Here is a 15,780-nt window from a genome sequence, read left to right on the forward strand (position 1 = left end):
CATTTCGCACCAACCCGGCGCTGCACCGGCGCCTATTGCCATTGAAGCCGGAGCCTGTGCTCCCGGCATAATCCGAACCGCGCGCCCCAGGGGCGAAAAACCGCACAAGAATAACAGCGCAGAGGTCGAATCCAGCATGTACGCCATCATCGGCGCGGGCCCCATGGGTCTGTGCAGTGCCCGCCAACTGCAGAAACATGGCATTCCCTTCGTCGGCTTCGAGCTGAACGGCGATGTCGGCGGCCTGTGGGACATCGACAACCCTCACAGCACCATGTACGACTCGGCGCACCTGATCTCGTCGAAGCACACCACCGAGTTCAGCGAATTCCCCATGGATGCCGACGTGGCACCCTACCCGCATCACAGCGAAATGCGCCGCTACTTCCGCGACTACGCCCGGCATTTCGACCTCTACAAACACTTCCGCTTCAATACCCGCGTGCTGCACCTGGAACGCCTGGAGCGCGGCTGGAAGCTGATCACCGAGCAGGACGGCCAGCGTCGCGAAAGCCATTTCGACGGAGTGCTGATCGCCAACGGCACCTTGCACACCCCCAACCGGCCCGCCCTGCCCGGCCACTTCGACGGTGAACTGCTGCACTCGGCACAATACCGCTCGCCGGCCATGTTCGACGGCAAGCGGGTCCTGCTGGTGGGCTGCGGCAACTCGGCCTGCGACATTGCCGTCGACGCCGTGCATCGCGCCGCCTCGGTCGACCTCTCGGTGCGCCGTGGTTACTACTTCCTGCCCAAGTTCCTCCTCGGCCGCCCCACCGATACCTTCGGCGGCGCCGTGAAGCTCCCGCGCCGGCTCAAGCAACTGGTCGATGGCCTGCTGGTGCGCGCACTCGTTGGAAAGCCGTCGCAGTACGGCCTTCCCGACCCGGACTACAAGCTCTACGAATCCCACCCGGTGATGAACTCCCTGGTGCTCCACCACCTGGGGCATGGCGACATCAAGGCGCGTCCGGACATCACGCAAGTCGAAGGCCACCGCGTGACCTTCAGCGATGGCCAGCAGGCCGAGTACGACCTGATTCTCCAGGCCACCGGCTACAAGCTGGACTATCCCTTCATCGACCGCGCCCAGCTGAACTGGCCCGAGCGCGCCAGCGCCCCGCAGCTCTACCTGAACATCTTCCATCCCGAGTACGACGACCTGTTCATGATGGGCATGGTCGAGGCTTCAGGCCTGGGCTGGCAGGGCCGCGCGGAACAGGCAGAACTGGTGGCCCTGTACATCCGCCAGCAGCAGGCCCGCAGTGCGCAGGCTGATCGCTTCCGTGCGCTCAAGGCCGAACGCGCCAGCCAGCGTCTCGACGGCGGTTACGCCTACCTGGAGCTGGAGCGCATGGCCTACTACGTGCACAAGGACAGCTACCGCAACCAGGTGAAGCAACACATCGCCGAGCTCAGCCGGGGCCTGGAAAGCGTCCAGCCGTTAGCCGGCGTCCCGGCCGGGACATGAGTGACGCCTGGCTCTGGCTGGGCGTGTTCATCCTCCTTGCCTACACCCTGGAAGCCATCACCGGATTCGGCAGCACCATCGTCGCTCTATCGCTGGGCGCCCTGCTGCTGCCGATCCATGACCTGCTGCCGGTTCTCGTGCCGCTGAACATCCTCATGAGCGGCTTCCTCGCCTGGCGCAATCGCCGCCTGGTGCAGTGGCGCCTGCTGCTCGCCACCGTCCTGCCCGGCATGCTCATCGGCACTTCGATCGGCTACGGCCTCCGGCCCTGGCTGGATGACGGCCCGATGAAGCTGGGCTTCGGCCTGCTGATCCTCTGGTTCGCCCTGCGCGAATTGCTGCGCGGTGCGCCCGATGGCCGTACGCCGGCCTGGATGACGAGCCTGCAGACCGGCGCGGCGGGCATCAGCCATGGCCTGTTCGCTTCCGGCGGGCCCCTGCTGGTCCATGCGTTGGCCGGCACCGCGCTGGACAAGGCACGCCTGCGCGCCACCCTGCTCTGCGTCTGGTTCGGCCTCAACAGCCTGCTGACCCTGGCCTACCTCTACGACGGCAGCCTGGCACCCGCGCTGCCGCGCATCGCCACCTATGCGCCGCTGCTCCTGGTCGGCGCGCTGGCCGGGGAGTACCTGCACCAGCGCCTGGCCGAAGCACATTTCCGCACCGCCATGCACCTGCTGCTCTGCCTCTGCGGTGTGCTCCTCTGCTGGCGCGCCTAGCGCCGCCTCGGGGCCTTTCGGTTACCATGGTTCATCTACCGCAAGCCGCCGAATCGAGACCCTGATGAGCAGCCAAGAATGGAGCCCTGAAAGCTGGAGGGACAAACCCATCCAGCAACAGCCCGAGTACCCGGACGCCGCCAAGCTGGCGCATGTCGAGCAGACCCTGGCGAGCTTCCCGCCCCTGGTGTTCGCCGGCGAAGCGCGCGAGCTGCGCCGCCAGTTCGCCGAGGTCACCGAAGGCCGCGCCTTCCTGCTCCAGGGCGGCGACTGCGCTGAAAGCTTCGCGGAGTTCTCCGCCGCCAAGATCCGCGACACCTTCAAGGTGCTGCTGCAGATGGCCATCGTCATGACCTTCGCCGCCGGCTGCCCAGTGGTGAAGGTGGGGCGCATGGCCGGCCAGTTCGCCAAGCCGCGCTCTTCCGGCAACGAAACCCAGGGCGACATCACCCTGCCGGCCTATCGCGGCGACATCGTCAACGGCATCGGCTTCGACTCCACCAGCCGCGTTCCGGATCCGGAGCGCCTGCTGCAGGCCTATCACCAGTCCACCGCCAGCCTCAACCTGCTGCGCGCGTTCGCCCAGGGCGGTTTCGCCGACGTGCACCAGGTGCATCAGTGGAACCTGGACTTCATCGCCAACTCGGCGCTGACCGAGAAGTACAGCCAACTGGCCGACCGCATCGACGAAGCCCTGGCCTTCATGCGCGCGTGCGGCCTGGATAGCGCGCCGCAACTGCGCGAAGCCAGCTTCTTCACCGCCCACGAAGCGCTGCTGCTGAACTACGAGCAGGCGTTCGTGCGCCGCGACAGCCTCACTGGCGGCTGGTACGACTGCTCCGCGCACATGCTCTGGATCGGCGACCGCACCCGCCAACTGGATGGCGCCCACGTGGAGTTCATGCGTGGCGTCGGCAACCCCATCGGGGTCAAGGTCGGACCGAGCATGGACGGCGAAGAACTGATCCGCCTGATCGATATCCTCAACCCGGACAACGACCCGGGCCGCCTCAACCTGATCGTGCGCATGGGCGCCGAAAAGGTCGGTGAGCACCTGCCCCGCCTGATCCGTACCGTCGAACGTGAAGGCCGCAAAGTGCTGTGGAGCTCCGACCCCATGCACGGCAACACCATCAAGGCCTCCAGCGGCTACAAGACCCGCGACTTCGCCGCCATCCTCGGCGAGGTGAAGCAGTTCTTCGAGGTGCACCGTGCCGAGGGCAGCTACGCGGGCGGCATCCATATCGAGATGACCGGGCAGAACGTCACCGAATGCATTGGCGGCGCCCGCCCCATCACCGAAGACGCGCTCTCCGACCGCTACCACACCCACTGCGACCCGCGCCTGAACGCCGACCAGTCCCTGGAACTGGCTTTCCTGATCGCCGAAACGCTGAAGCAGATTCGGCACTAGGACATCGCTTTTCCTGTGGGAGCCTTGTAGGAGCTCTAGCTTGCTAGCGAAAAGGGACCATTCGCTGGCAAGCCAGCTCCTACGGGCAATGCAGCTTAGTGCAGACACATCGAAGCAGGACGCAGTCCTGCCGTAGGTTGGCCCGAGGAACGAGGCCCAACATTGCTCCACGGAACGTTGGGTTTCGCTTCGCTCTACCACAACCTACAAAAGCAGCGAATTTATCGAACGTCGCTCCAGGAGCCTTGTAGGAGCTAACTTGCTAGCGAAAAGGGGCCATTCGCTGGCAAGCCAGCTCCTACAGGCAATCCAGCTACTTGCAACACTTGATATAGCGAATGAATTCGCCCCCACAAAGCCCCATCAGTTCCCCAGCCCGGACAGGTACGCCTGCAACCGCACCGTCCCCGGCCGCCTGCAGGTGACCGCCACTTCGCCCAACCCCAGCCATTCCGCCATGCTCCGCAGGTTTTCCGCCAGCGCTTGTATCCCGGCTTCTGTGAGGCCGCGCTCCTCCTCATGCAGCGCATGCACCGCCAGGCGGTCCTGGGCGCGTTCGGCACGCAAGTCGACTCGCGCGGCAAGGCGCTCGTCATGCAGGAAGGGCAACACGTAGTAGCCGTACTGGCGCTTGTGTTGCGGCGTGTAGATTTCCAGGCGATAGCGGAAGTCGAACAGGCGCTCCGTGCGCGCCCGCTCCCAGATCAGCGAATCGAAGGGCGACAGCAATGCACTGGCGCGGACCTTGCGCGGCGCTTTGGGCTCGCCCAGGCAGTAGGCCGGCTGTTTCCAGCCATTGACCTGGACCTGTTGCAGCGCGCCCTCCTCCACCAGCTCGGCCAGACGCGCCTGGCTGTCGCCGGTATCGAGCCGGTAGTAGTCCCGCAGGTCCCGCTCGGTGGCCACGCCAAGGGCCTGGGCGGCGCGCAGCAGCAACTGGCGCTGGGCATCGGCCTCGGGCATATCGGGCTGGTTCAGGATGTCAGCGGGAATCACCCGCTCAGGCAGGTCGTAGAGGCGCTCGAAACCCCGACGCCCGGCGACCGTCACTTCACCCGCGGCGAACAGCCATTCCATGGCGTGCTTTTCCGCGCTCCAGTCCCACCAGGGGCCGGCGCGCTCTTCCCGCGCACTCAGGGCACCGGCTCCCAGCGGGCCCTGATCGCGTACCGCCTGCAAGACGCGCTGGATCACCTCCTGCTGCTCGAAGCCAAAGCGCGCCAGTTGCTGGTAGATGCCCTGACCATTCGCCGCCCGGCACATGCGCCAACGCATCAACGGATAGAGCTCCAGCGGCAGGAGTGACGCCTCATGCCCCCAGTATTCGAACAGTGCCCGGCGCCGGGGCTTACCCCAGGCCAGGTCGTCCAGCAATGCACGGTCGTAGTGGCCCAGGCGGGAAAAGGCCGGAAGGTAATGGGAACGCACCAGGGCGTTCACCGAATCGATCTGCACGACGCCCAGCGCATCCAGTTGCGCCAGCAATTGCCGATGGCGGATGGCACCGCGCGGCGCCCGCGCGAACCCCTGGGCTGCCAGGGCCAGGCGACGGGCTTCGGGAAGGGAAAGGGTCAGCGTCATGGGGCTCCGTGCCGGTAGGGGGAATGACGCTTCACAGTAGCATCAGCCCGCCTGGCTTTCGCACTCCACGTCGAAGGGCGCAAAGGGGACTGCCTGATCCGGCGCGAGAAAACTCTGGCGGAAGGTGAAGGCTTGCGGCGTCGGGCCATTCGCTTGCAGCAATGCCAGGCGTTGCGCTGCCTCCCGGACGTCCGGCCGGTGTCCCTTGGGCACCCACCAGAGCACCTGGTGCATGCCGGAAACACGTTCGAACCACTCCTTGCGCCGACGCAGCATCTCGACATGGGCGGAGCGATAGACGAAGTCGGTGAGGCTGGCCACATCGCGCCAGACCGAGAGATTGACCAGCACCTCCGGACCGAATGGGCGGATGGCCGTGGCATCACCCTCCTCGTCCTGGAGCCGCCAGACGAATCCCGGCGCGCTATCGGCCAGGGCGTTGATCGGCGCCAGGTTAGCGACGAAGTCGGCCATGAGCGGGGAATCGAGGGGCGCCTTCATCGAGGCGATGTTCAGTTGAGCCAGCTCGTGGGTGTTCGACATGTTCCCGTCCTGTGCATCCATTCTTCGAGGGCTGCGGCCCGCCCTGCGCTTCACCGGTGGCGGGCCGCATCCTGGTTTCACTTTTTCAGCGGATCTTCCCAGAAGTGACGATCACTCTCTTCCATCACGTCGGCACGAGACAAGCCGATGTCCTTGAGCATGTCATCGCTCATGCGTGCGAGCTGGTCACGCTCATACGCCAATTGCTCCCAGCGCCTGATCGCGTGCCAGGCGGCGGCAAGCCAGCTTTCGTGATGATGCGCTGCGTTGAAACGAGCGTCATGCGAAGTACCGATAAAACCGTGTTGACCTTTCATCGTATCGCCCTCCCTGTGGGGATGGCGCCAGTTTCCACACGGGACTAAGATCAATCCAACGAATGTTTCTTATGTGGTGCATCTCAGGAATTGATGAATGAACTACCCCGCCATCGATACCGAATTGCTGCGAACCTTCGTCGCCATCGCCGACTACGGCGGCTTCACCCGCGCAGCGGAAATGGTCAACCGCACCCAGTCAGCCGTGAGCATGCAGATGAAGCGGCTGGAAGAAGACGTCCTGCAGCGCGCGGTGTTCGAGCGCGACGGTCGCCAGGTCAGGCTCACCGCCGAGGGGCAGATCCTGCTGGGCTATGCGCGGCGCATCCTCAAGTTGCATGGCGAGGTGATGAACACCCTGCGCCAGCCCCACATGGTGGGTTCGGTGCGCATCGGCACGCCGGACGACTATGTGATGCGTTTCCTGCCGGGCATCCTTTCGCGCTTTGCCCAGGCCTATCCGCTGGTGCAGGTGGAAGTGCACTGCGACTCCTCTGCCCAACTGCTACAGCGCCAGGACCTCGACCTGACCATTGTGACCCGCAAGCCGGGCGACGATATCGGAGAGTTTCTGCGTCAGGAGCGTATCGTCTGGGCCGAGGCCATAGGTTTCACCCCCCACGAACAACCAGCCCTGCCACTCGCCATGTTCAACTCCGAATGCTTCTGTCGCGCCTGGGCCTGTAATGCCCTGGACGCCATTGGACGCGAATACCGGGTGGCCTACACCAGCCCGAGCCTGTCAGCCATCATGGCCGTGGTCAGCGCCGGGCTGGCGGTTACCGCCCAGTTGCAGAGCCTGATCACCCCGGACATGCGCATCCTTGGCGAGGCCGAAGGCCTGCCGCAGCTACCGGTGTGCAACATCATGCTGCTGCGCAGCGAGCGCCATCAGTCGCCGGTAACAGAGACCTTGGCCGAACACATCATCGAAGGCTTCCGCATCTGAGCCTTACTTGATCGCCAGCATCACCGCACAGAGCAGCAAGAAGGCGCAGAAGAGCGAGCGCAGCACCCGCTCCGGCAAGGCGTGGGCCAGGCGCACGCCCCAACTGATGCTGAGCAGCCCCCCGACCGCCAGGGGCAGGCCCATGGCCCAGTTCACGTGGTCGTGCAGGCCGTAGGTGGCCAGGGTCACGGCGGTGCTCGGTGCGGCCAGCGCCAGGGAAAGCCCCTGGGCCATCACCTGGCTGGTGCCGAAGACACTGGTCAATACCGGCGTGGCGATCACCGCGCCGCCCACCCCGAACAGGCCTCCGGCGGCACCCGCCACACCACCCAGGGCGCCCAGCCAGGGCCACGGCTGGCGCAGTTCGGCGCTGGCCTGTGCCTTGGCCATGAACATCCGCGCGAAGTTGTAGGCAGCCAGGGCCAGCAGGAAGCCAACGAAGGCCAGGCGCATGCTCTCCGCATCCACTCGCACCGCGAACAGCGAAGCCAGCCAGGCGAAACCGAAACTGGTGCCCGCCAGCAGCGTCGCGTAGCGCGGATCGATGCGATTGCGCTGGTGGTAGCGCCACAGCGCCAGCAGTACGTTGGGCACCACCATCACCAGGGCAGTGCCCTGGGCCAGTTGCTGGTCGAGGCCGAAGAGCACGCCCAGGGCAGGAATGGCGATCAACCCGCCACCAATGCCGAAGAGGCCACCCATGGTGCCGAGCAGTGCACCCAGCACGATATTCAGAACGAACGTAACGAGATCCATGACGCCTCCCAATCAGTTGGCGCAATGCTACGCAGCACTAATTGCCGCGGAAACGCACAGCAACGCACAATGGCTTTGCGAAATACGCATAGGCAATGCTGATGAACCCCGATGCCCTGACTGAACAACTGGCCCTCTTCCTCGACGTCCTGGACGCCGGCAGCTTTTCCGCCGCCGCCCGCCGCCACCCGCTCACACCTTCGGCGGTGGCACGGCGCATCGATGCCCTGGAGCGTGCACTCGGCAGCACACTGTTCGTGCGCAGCACCCACGCGGTGAAAGCCACCCCGGCAGGCCTTGCCTTTGCCGAACGGGCAAAGCGGGTGCTTGCGGAATTACGCCTTGCCCGCGCGGAAGCGGTGTCCCTGAGCAGCGCGCCCGAGGGGCTGATCCGCATCGACGCGCCCAGTCCTTTCGGCCGCCGCCACCTGGCTCCGGCCATCGCGGAGTTCCTCGCCAGCTATCCCGGGCTGGATGTGCAGTTGCGGCTGATCGACAGCTTCATCGACATGCAGGGTGAAAGCCTAGGCCAGGTCGACCTGGTGCTGCGAATCGGTCCCCTGGCCGATACCCGCTTGGTCGCTACCCCGCTCGCCCCGATGGTGCGAATCCTCTGCGCCAGCCCTGAGTACCTGCGCCGACGTGGCATCCCCCGCGATCCACGGGAGTTGCCGGAACACGATGGCCTCGACTGGGATGCCCTGGCGCCGCCCTACGCCTGGCGTTTCGAGGTGGACGGCAAGCTGCAGCACATTCGCCCGGGGCGCATGCGCATGACGGCGAACAATGCCGAAACCCTGGTATTCAGCGCCCTGGCCGGGCTCGGAATCGCTCACCTGCCGACCTGGCTGATCAGCGAATACCTGGTACGCGGTGAACTGGTGGCGCTGTTCTGCGAAGACGGCCTGCCGGCGCCGGAGCCCAGCGGCATCTATGCCTTGCGCCTGGAAGGAGAAGCCAGCTCGCGAAGCCGGCTGTTACTGGAGTTCCTGAAGAACCGCTTCGGCCCGGTGCCGCCCTGGGATCTCGCCCTGGGCGGCCTGGGCCGGGCCTGATCAGCGCGGCAGCTGCACCACGCGGGTGCCCGCCAGCAGGTCATGCAGGCAGCGGCGATCGCCGCGGAAGATGAACAGGTAGTCCACTACCACCAGCAGCGCGCCGATCAACGGGATGTACGCCAGCAACCACCAGACCAGGTAGCGCTTGAGCAACAGGCCGCCCAGCTCCGGCACCTGGCCGTCGAGATTGACGATGGCGATCTTCAGCAGGCGTTTGCCGAGCGTCTGGCCGAAGTTCTTGAGGAAGTGACCGTTGACCAGCAGGAACACCGCTACACCCACCACCAGACTCAGCAACTGCTGGCCCAGGCTAGGCTCGATGCCCTGCTGGGCGGCGGCGAAGGCACCGGAGAAGTAAGCCACTGGTACCGTCGCCAGGCTCATGATGAGGCCGTCGATCAAGGCCGCGCCAAGGCGGGTCCAGCGCGAGGCGAGCAGGGGCTGGGCGGCGCTGTTGATCGTGAGCTCCGCCTGGGGCGCCTGATAGGGGTTTTGCAGGTTGTCCATGATGCAGTCCTTGCAGAGGTTGACCGGGCAATTGTGGTGCCTCATGGAGCCAATGCAAGAACGCCCGGGAGGGCGATGGACAGAATGCATTTTGCCCACGAAAGGCTTGCGCGCTAAATTGGTCACCATCACTGCCTCTGGAGACATCCCATGTCCACCCCCCCGTGCAAGGAGCTGCTGCTCGACAACCAGCTCTGCTTCGCCCTGTATTCCACCTCCCTGATGATGACCAAGGTCTACAAGCCCCTGCTCCAGGAGCTGGGCCTGACCTATCCGCAGTACCTCGCAATGATGGTGCTGTGGGAAGGCGACGGCATCACCGTGGGCGAAATCAGCAACCGCATGCTCACCGACCCCGGCTCCCTCACCCCCCTGCTCAAGCGCCTGGAAGCTGAAGGGCTGATCACCCGCACTCGCAGCAGCAAGGACGAACGCGTGGTGGAACTGCGCCTGACCCAGGCAGGTCGGGAGCTGCAGGAAAAGGCCAAGCGGGTACCCGCCTGCATCCTTGCCGCCACCGAGCGCACCGTCGAGCAACTGGGCGACCTCAAGGAAGAACTGGTATCCCTGCGCAGCAGTCTGGAAAAGGCCGTCTGACGGCCTTATTCCAGAATCATCTGATCGATATTCAAAATATTTCCAACAAATATCTTGCGCGCTAAATAAATCGCGGATAACTTCTGCTCCACGCACTTACTTAGCGCGCAAACTTTTAGACAGCAAATCAATTTTCAGATAGAGGAAACCCGCCATGAAATCGATCAGCACCGTAGTCGCAGGCAGCCTTCTCGCCCTCTCCGTGACCCAGGCTTTCGCTGCCGGCGGTCCGGGCGTCGAACGCAACACCCAGGCCTTCCTCGAAGCCCTGGCCGCCGGTGGTGGCAAGCCGCTGGAAACCCTTGCCCCGAAGGATGCTCGCGCAGTGCTGGTCGGCGCCCAGGCCAGCGTGAAGCTGGAACTGCCGAAGGCCGACGTCAGCCAGAAGACCATCGAAGCCGACGGGCAGAAGATCGATCTGACCATCGTTCGCCCTGCTGGCGTGAAAGGCACCCTGCCCGTCTTCATGTTCTTCCACGGCGGCGGCTGGGTTCTGGGCGACTACCCGACCCACGAGCGGCTGATCCGCGACCTGGTAGCCAACTCCGGCGCCGTGGCGGTCTACGTGAACTACACGCCCTCCCCCGAGGCCAAGTACCCGACCGCGATCAACCAGGCCTACGCCGCCACCAAGTGGGTGGCCGAGCACGGCAAGGAAATCGGCGTGGATGGCAACCGCCTGGCGGTGGCCGGTAACAGCGTCGGCGGCAACATGGCCGCGGTGGTCAGCCTGATGGCCAAGGACAAGGGCACACCGAAGATCCGTTTCCAGGCCCTGCTGTGGCCGGTAACCGACGCCAACTTCAACAATGCGTCCTACAACCAGTTCGAGAACGGCCACTTCCTCACCCGCAACATGATGAAGTGGTTCTGGGACAGCTACACCACCGATCCGCGCCAGCGCGCCGAGACCTACGCCTCGCCGCTGCAGGCTTCGACCGAGCAGCTGAAGGGCCTGCCGCCGGCACTGGTACAGACTGCCGAGTTCGACGTGCTGCGTGACGAGGGCGAAGCCTACGCCCGCAAGCTGGACGCCGCTGGCGTGGAAGTCACCTCGGTGCGCTACAACGGCATGATCCACGACTTCGGCCTGCTCAACGTGCTGGCCAAGGTTCCGGGCACCCGCGCCGCCATGCAGCAGGCCGGCGAAGCGCTGAAGGAGCACCTGAAGTAAGGAAGACGGAAACGAAAAAGCCCGGCAATTGCCGGGCTTTTTCTTGTCTCACGGTAAGGCTTAGGCCTTGACGCGGGACTTGTACTCGCCGGTACGGGTGTCGATCTCGATGGAGTCACCGATTTCGCAGAAGGCGGATACTTGCAGCTCGGCGCCGTTGTTCAGGCGAGCCACTTTCATCACCTTGCCGGAGGTGTCACCACGGACAGCCGGTTCGGTGTAGGCGATCTGGCGAACGATGGTGGTCGGCAGTTCGACGGAGATAACGCGATCGTTGTAGAACACGGCTTCGCAGACGTCGGTCATGCCGTCTTCGATGAAGGTCAGGACGCCTTCCAGGTCGGCCTTCTCGATCTCGTACTGGTTGAACTCGGTGTCCATGAACACGTACAGCGGATCGGCGAAGTAGGAGTAGGTCACTTCCTTGCGTTCAAGGATGATCGGCTCCAGCTTGTCGTCGGCCTTGAACACAGTCTCAGTGCCGGCGCCGGTCAGCAGGTTCTTCAGCTTCATCTTGACGACTGCGCTGTTGCGGCCGGATTTGTTGAACTCGGCCTTCTGGATGACCCAGGGAGCGCCATTGATGTTGGCAACTTGGCCGGCGCGGAACTCTTGAGCGGTTTTCATACGAATATCCGATGTGGATGGGTGACAAAAAACAGGCCGCGTATCATAGCCGCTTTGTACAAAACTGCACCAGACCCGCCGCAAGGTCGGTGCGGGCCACCTGCTCCCGGCACCAGCGCTCGGCATGCAGAGCGAGCTCAGGCCACTGCGCCAGCAGGGCGTTCCAGGCCGTCCCCATGCCTTCGCCACGATTCCACGCCCGCCAGCCTTCGGTCAGCGCGGCGGCCGCGGCCGGGGACAGATCGCGGCAGTAGAGGGCGAGGAACGCTTCCAGCTTGTCCCAATGGGCGCCCTCCTCCTGCTGATAGATGTGCCAGAGCAGCGGCCGTCCGGCCCACTGGGCACGAACGAAGGAATCCTCGCCGCGCACAGCGTTGAAATCGCAGCACCAGAGAATCCTGTCGTAATCATCCTGGCTGACGAACGGCAGGACCTGGATCGCCAGGCTCCCACGACGGAAGCTCGCCCCCGCACTCAACTTTTCCTCGCCCAGCCAACTCGCCAGGTCCACCAGTACGCGACCGACGGGCACCAGCAACTGCACCGGCCGCTCGCCTGCCGCCAGGGCATCGAGCCAGCCGGCAAGGGCAGCGTTCTCGTAGGCGAAGAGGGAAATCAGCAACGCGCCCGTCTCCAGCTCCACTCCCAGCTCATCGAGGAAAGCCCGGCGCGCTTCTGGATCGGCCTGGAAGACCTCGCGACGCTCCGCCAGCGCGCCTTCGCGCAACAGACCGCCGGTGCCCTCGGCAAAGCCGGGGAAATAGAACACCTTCTGCAGGCCGTTGGGCTGGAAGGATGGCAGCCCATGGCAGCCGGACACCCAGTCTTCGGCACTGAGGTATTCCAGGTTCAGCCAATGGGGCTTGCCGGCCCTGGCAGCCATGGCCGCCAGGTAGGGTTCGGGCAGTTGGCAGGCGAAGGCCTCGATCACCACGTCCGCCGGCTCCACCGCCGGCCACTCCTTGCGCCAGTGACGAATCTCCACGCCTTGCTGGATTTGGCTTTCCGCCTGGGGATCGGCCTGGGGACACAGGGGCGCGAAAACCGCCGGCTCATCCACCCACAGGCGCACCGCCTGGCCATGCTCGGCCACCAGCTGACGAGCCAGGCGCCAGGTCACGCCGATGTCGCCAAAGTTATCGACGACGTTGCAGAAGATGTCCCACTTCACGATGCGGATTCCCGAAGAAAACCGCAGTTTACCCAAGACATCGGGCACACAAACAAAATGCCCGCCATTAAGGCGGGCCAAGGGGAGCATGGTGCCGAAAAGAGTTTGCGGAAACCGGTGCCTCAAGCGACCAGGCGGTGCGGGCCGCGTTGGCGGCGTGCCAGTTCCAGCAGCCAGATCGCCTTGCTGGCGCCAGCTGCTTCGCGGGAGATGAAGGGGCCGGAACGCTTCACGCCATCCACGACAACGAACCAGCAGGCCATGTGGCCTTCGGTCCGAAGCGATTCCGGAACCGCGCTACCTACCAGAGACATCACATCGACGTGGGACATCGCCTCACCTCCATCGCTTTGCATGGGGTAAAGACTACGAGGGGGGCCTCTGCGGTAGAAATCAGTTGTCTCGATAGTGGCTATCCATTTCGGCAATTGGCCGTCCGTCCGCCAACTGGACAGCACCGAAATGGGGCGACTAGATTGATAGCTCATAGCTATTAGTTCTGGATGGCGCCCCCCTGACAGGAAGTCGAACGATGTCCGCCCCCGCCCGCCCCGCACTTTCCCTTGCCCGTTGCATTCCCTATCGCCTGCTCAACGCGAGGCTGCTGCCATGAACGGCTCCATCACAGGCTTTTTCAACGACCTCAGCGTCCGCCAGAAGCTGCTCACGGGATTCGGTCTGGTGCTGGCCATCACCCTGCTGGTGGCCTGGACCAGTTGGCGAGCACTGGAAGGCGCCCTGCACCGCTTCGACATCCTGCTGCGGGTGAATGACATCGACACCAAGCTCTATCAGGTTCGCCAGCACGAGAAGGACTTCATCATCCGCAGCGACGAGCAGGCCATCCGTAATGCGCTGCAGATCATTGGGGAAATCCAGGGCATCGCCGACAACACCCTGCAGGTGATGACCATCCCCAAGACCATCGATCTGATGAAGCAGATCCAGACCGATCTCGGCCAGTATCAGCAGAACCTGACCGGCCTGGCGGACATGGAGAAGAACAAGCGCAGTGCCCAGCAGAACATGGAGCAGGCAGCCCGCGAGGCGCTCAAGCAGTTCGACGAGCTGGAGCAGCACCTGACCCAGGCGGCCCTGGCGCAGATCCGCCAAAGCGGTGACGAGAACAGCATCCGCTCGCTGGAGAGCGCGACGCACGCCTCCGGCATGGCCAAGGACATGCTCACCGCACGACGCCACGAGAAGGACTTCGTCATGCGCGGCGACGACCAGTACGCCGACAAGCTCAACGCTCTGTTCGACACCCTGGACAGCCGGGCCAGCGACCTGGCAGACCGGATCAGCGATCCCAGTGCCCGCGAAGACCTGGCGTCGGCGCGCAAACAGATCGAGCGCTATCGCAGCGAGTTCGCCAACCTGCGCCAGAGCATTCAGCTCCACGCCGACTCCGAATCCGAAATGACCACCCGCGCTTCCGGCATTTCCGATTCGTCGGCCGACGCACTCAACATCCAGATGCAGCTGCTGGAAGCCGACGCCCGCAAGGCCAAGACCATCCTGGTCACCGCGGCCGCCATTGGTTTCGCGGTGGGCTTGCTGTCCGCCTTCGTCATCGCCCAACTGATCGTCACGCCCCTGCGCCAGGCCGTGCAGCAAGCCCGCAAAGTGGCGGCAGGCGACCTGACCTCGGACATCCGCAGCAACCGCAAGGACGAGTTGGGCCAACTGATGCAGGCCATGCAGGACATGACCGAAAGCCTGCGCAGCCTGCTCAGGCGCCTCAGCAGCGGAATCGAGCAGCTGGCTACCGCCGCCGAGGAAATGTCTGCCGTCACCGAGCAGACCAGCGCCGGCGTGACCCAGCAGAAGATGGAAACCGAGCAGGTGGCCACCGCCATGAACGAAATGGTCGCCACCGTGCAGGACGTCGCCCGCAATGCCGAGTCCGCCGCCGACTCTGCCGGCCACGCCGACCGGCAGGCGCAGCACGGCACCGCCGTCGTCCAGCAGGCTATCGAACGCATCGAACACCTCGCCCAGGCTATCGAGCAATCCGCTGGCGCCATCGAGCGGCTCAAGCACGACAGCACCAACATCGGCACCGTGCTCGACGTGATCAAGAGCATCGCCGAGCAGACCAACCTCCTTGCCCTCAATGCCGCCATCGAAGCGGCTCGGGCCGGGGAAGCCGGCCGTGGATTCGCCGTGGTGGCCGACGAAGTGCGCGCCCTCGCCCGCCGGACCCAAGAGTCCACCACCCAGATAGAGCAACTGGTCAGCACCTTGCAGGACGGCGCCCAGGGCGCGGTGGACATGATGGGCCGCAGCCGCACCCAGGCCGGTCACACCGTGGAAGCCGCGAAAGAAGCAGGCACTGCGCTGCAGGCCATCAACAGTTCGGTGTCCGACATCCAGCAACTCAACCAGCAGATCGCCACCGCCGCCGAACAGCAGAGCGCCGTGGCCGAGGAAATCAATCGCAGCGTCACCAGCATCCGCGACGTGGCCGAACAATCCGCCGCCGCCACCGAAGAAACCTCGGCCGCGAGCATCGACCTCGCCCGGCTTGGCGGCGAATTGCAGACCGAGGTCAATCGCTTCCGACTGGCCTGAGTAAACACCCACGTAACGTGGAGTTGCGGTAATCCCCCCGTAGGGTGCGCTGCGTGTGCGCACCGATTCCAGAATCCGCCTCGGCACCAGGTCAAACCGTCGGTGCGCACGGTGTTCAGCCGGGGGACATAGGTAACGGGTGTCGGGAGACATGGGTAACGCATTTACGCTTACGGGATCCGTCGAATGAGGAGTTCGAGCGATGCCGTGGCAGGAGTGCACCACCATGTCGATTCGGCGTGAATTTGTGTGGTTGGCTGAACAGCCGCAGAGCAATGTCCGCGAGCTGTGCCGACGCTATGGCATCAGTGCGAAGACGGCC

16 protein-coding genes and 1 pseudogene are annotated in these 15,780 nt (G+C 64.4%); 9 read left to right on the top strand and 8 right to left on the bottom strand.

The window, feature by feature from the left end; genetic code table 11:
* The first annotated feature begins 136 nt into the window (after positions 1 to 136).
* The 3 genes from E8E91_RS10250 to E8E91_RS10260 all read left to right on the top strand — a co-directional run bounded on the left by E8E91_RS10250 (position 137) and on the right by E8E91_RS10260 (position 3,604).
* Positions 137 to 1,471, top strand: a complete 1,335-nt coding sequence (locus tag E8E91_RS10250; protein WP_280375656.1) for an NAD(P)-binding domain-containing protein — start codon at positions 137 to 139, stop codon at positions 1,469 to 1,471.
* On the top strand, positions 1,468 to 2,190 hold the full coding sequence (locus E8E91_RS10255; RefSeq protein WP_280375657.1) for a sulfite exporter TauE/SafE family protein: 723 nt from the start codon (positions 1,468 to 1,470) through the stop codon (positions 2,188 to 2,190). Before E8E91_RS10250 ends, E8E91_RS10255 begins: the two co-directional genes overlap by 4 nt.
* 64 nt (positions 2,191 to 2,254) lie before the next feature.
* Positions 2,255 to 3,604, top strand: a complete 1,350-nt coding sequence (locus E8E91_RS10260; protein ID WP_280375658.1) for a 3-deoxy-7-phosphoheptulonate synthase class II — start codon at positions 2,255 to 2,257, stop codon at positions 3,602 to 3,604.
* A 363-nt stretch (positions 3,605 to 3,967) separates the two neighbouring features.
* Here E8E91_RS10260 and E8E91_RS10265 read toward each other — a convergent pair whose 3' ends face one another.
* The 3 genes from E8E91_RS10265 to E8E91_RS10275 form a co-directional block, all read right to left on the bottom strand.
* Positions 3,968 to 5,185, bottom strand: coding sequence for a winged helix-turn-helix domain-containing protein (locus E8E91_RS10265; RefSeq protein ID WP_280375659.1), 1,218 nt, complete (start codon positions 5,183 to 5,185; stop codon positions 3,968 to 3,970).
* A gap of 42 nt (positions 5,186 to 5,227) precedes the next feature.
* A complete protein-coding gene (locus tag E8E91_RS10270; protein WP_280375660.1) occupies positions 5,228 to 5,728 on the bottom strand; it encodes a DUF3291 domain-containing protein in 501 nt (166 codons plus the stop codon).
* Positions 5,729 to 5,805: 77 nt separating this feature from the next.
* Positions 5,806 to 6,045: a DUF1127 domain-containing protein gene (locus tag E8E91_RS10275; protein WP_280375661.1), complete on the bottom strand. Its 240-nt coding sequence runs from the start codon at positions 6,043 to 6,045 to the stop codon at positions 5,806 to 5,808.
* 97 nt (positions 6,046 to 6,142) lie between these two features.
* Here E8E91_RS10275 and E8E91_RS10280 point away from each other — a divergent pair, with 97 nt between their 5' ends.
* A complete protein-coding gene (locus tag E8E91_RS10280) occupies positions 6,143 to 6,994 on the top strand; it encodes a LysR substrate-binding domain-containing protein (protein ID WP_190828180.1) in 852 nt (283 codons plus the stop codon).
* Positions 6,995 to 6,997: 3 nt separating this feature from the next.
* Here the strand turns inward: E8E91_RS10280 and E8E91_RS10285 are convergent, their stop codons facing one another.
* A complete protein-coding gene (locus E8E91_RS10285) occupies positions 6,998 to 7,750 on the bottom strand; it encodes a sulfite exporter TauE/SafE family protein (protein ID WP_280375662.1) in 753 nt (250 codons plus the stop codon).
* A 101-nt stretch (positions 7,751 to 7,851) separates the two neighbouring features.
* Here E8E91_RS10285 and E8E91_RS10290 point away from each other — a divergent pair, with 101 nt between their 5' ends.
* Positions 7,852 to 8,805 carry a LysR family transcriptional regulator gene (locus tag E8E91_RS10290; RefSeq protein ID WP_280375663.1) on the top strand — a complete coding sequence of 318 codons (954 nt, stop codon included), beginning with the start codon at positions 7,852 to 7,854 and terminating at the stop codon, positions 8,803 to 8,805.
* Here the strand turns inward: E8E91_RS10290 and E8E91_RS10295 are convergent, their stop codons facing one another.
* A complete protein-coding gene (locus tag E8E91_RS10295) occupies positions 8,806 to 9,315 on the bottom strand; it encodes an RDD family protein (RefSeq protein WP_280375664.1) in 510 nt (169 codons plus the stop codon). It abuts the gene before it with no gap.
* A gap of 150 nt (positions 9,316 to 9,465) precedes the next feature.
* On the opposite strand from E8E91_RS10295, the gene E8E91_RS10300 reads away from it, so the two are divergent.
* On the top strand, positions 9,466 to 9,912 hold the full coding sequence (locus tag E8E91_RS10300; protein ID WP_280375665.1) for a MarR family transcriptional regulator: 447 nt from the start codon (positions 9,466 to 9,468) through the stop codon (positions 9,910 to 9,912).
* A gap of 154 nt (positions 9,913 to 10,066) precedes the next feature.
* The gene (locus E8E91_RS10305) at positions 10,067 to 11,086 is read left to right on the top strand and encodes an alpha/beta hydrolase (protein WP_280375666.1); all 1,020 of its coding nucleotides are present in this window, start codon (positions 10,067 to 10,069) and stop codon (positions 11,084 to 11,086) included.
* 60 nt (positions 11,087 to 11,146) lie between these two features.
* Here the strand turns inward: E8E91_RS10305 and efp are convergent, their stop codons facing one another.
* The 3 genes from efp to E8E91_RS10320 all read right to left on the bottom strand — a co-directional run bounded on the left by efp (position 11,147) and on the right by E8E91_RS10320 (position 13,216).
* A complete protein-coding gene (efp, locus tag E8E91_RS10310; RefSeq protein ID WP_044875372.1) occupies positions 11,147 to 11,713 on the bottom strand; it encodes an elongation factor P in 567 nt (188 codons plus the stop codon).
* A gap of 43 nt (positions 11,714 to 11,756) precedes the next feature.
* Positions 11,757 to 12,887: an elongation factor P maturation arginine rhamnosyltransferase EarP gene (gene earP / locus E8E91_RS10315; RefSeq protein ID WP_280375669.1), complete on the bottom strand. Its 1,131-nt coding sequence runs from the start codon at positions 12,885 to 12,887 to the stop codon at positions 11,757 to 11,759.
* 119 nt (positions 12,888 to 13,006) lie between these two features.
* Positions 13,007 to 13,216 carry a hypothetical protein gene (locus tag E8E91_RS10320; RefSeq protein ID WP_280375667.1) on the bottom strand — a complete coding sequence of 70 codons (210 nt, stop codon included), beginning with the start codon at positions 13,214 to 13,216 and terminating at the stop codon, positions 13,007 to 13,009.
* Between the two features lie 277 nt (positions 13,217 to 13,493).
* On the opposite strand from E8E91_RS10320, the gene E8E91_RS10325 reads away from it, so the two are divergent.
* On the top strand, positions 13,494 to 15,458 hold the full coding sequence (locus E8E91_RS10325; RefSeq protein ID WP_280375668.1) for a methyl-accepting chemotaxis protein: 1,965 nt from the start codon (positions 13,494 to 13,496) through the stop codon (positions 15,456 to 15,458).
* A gap of 202 nt (positions 15,459 to 15,660) precedes the next feature.
* Positions 15,661 to 15,780, top strand: a pseudogene (locus tag E8E91_RS10330) (IS481 family transposase); the annotation flags it as partial.

Source organism: Pseudomonas sp. BN515, from assembly GCF_029873155.1.
Lineage (GTDB): Bacteria > Pseudomonadota > Gammaproteobacteria > Pseudomonadales > Pseudomonadaceae > Metapseudomonas.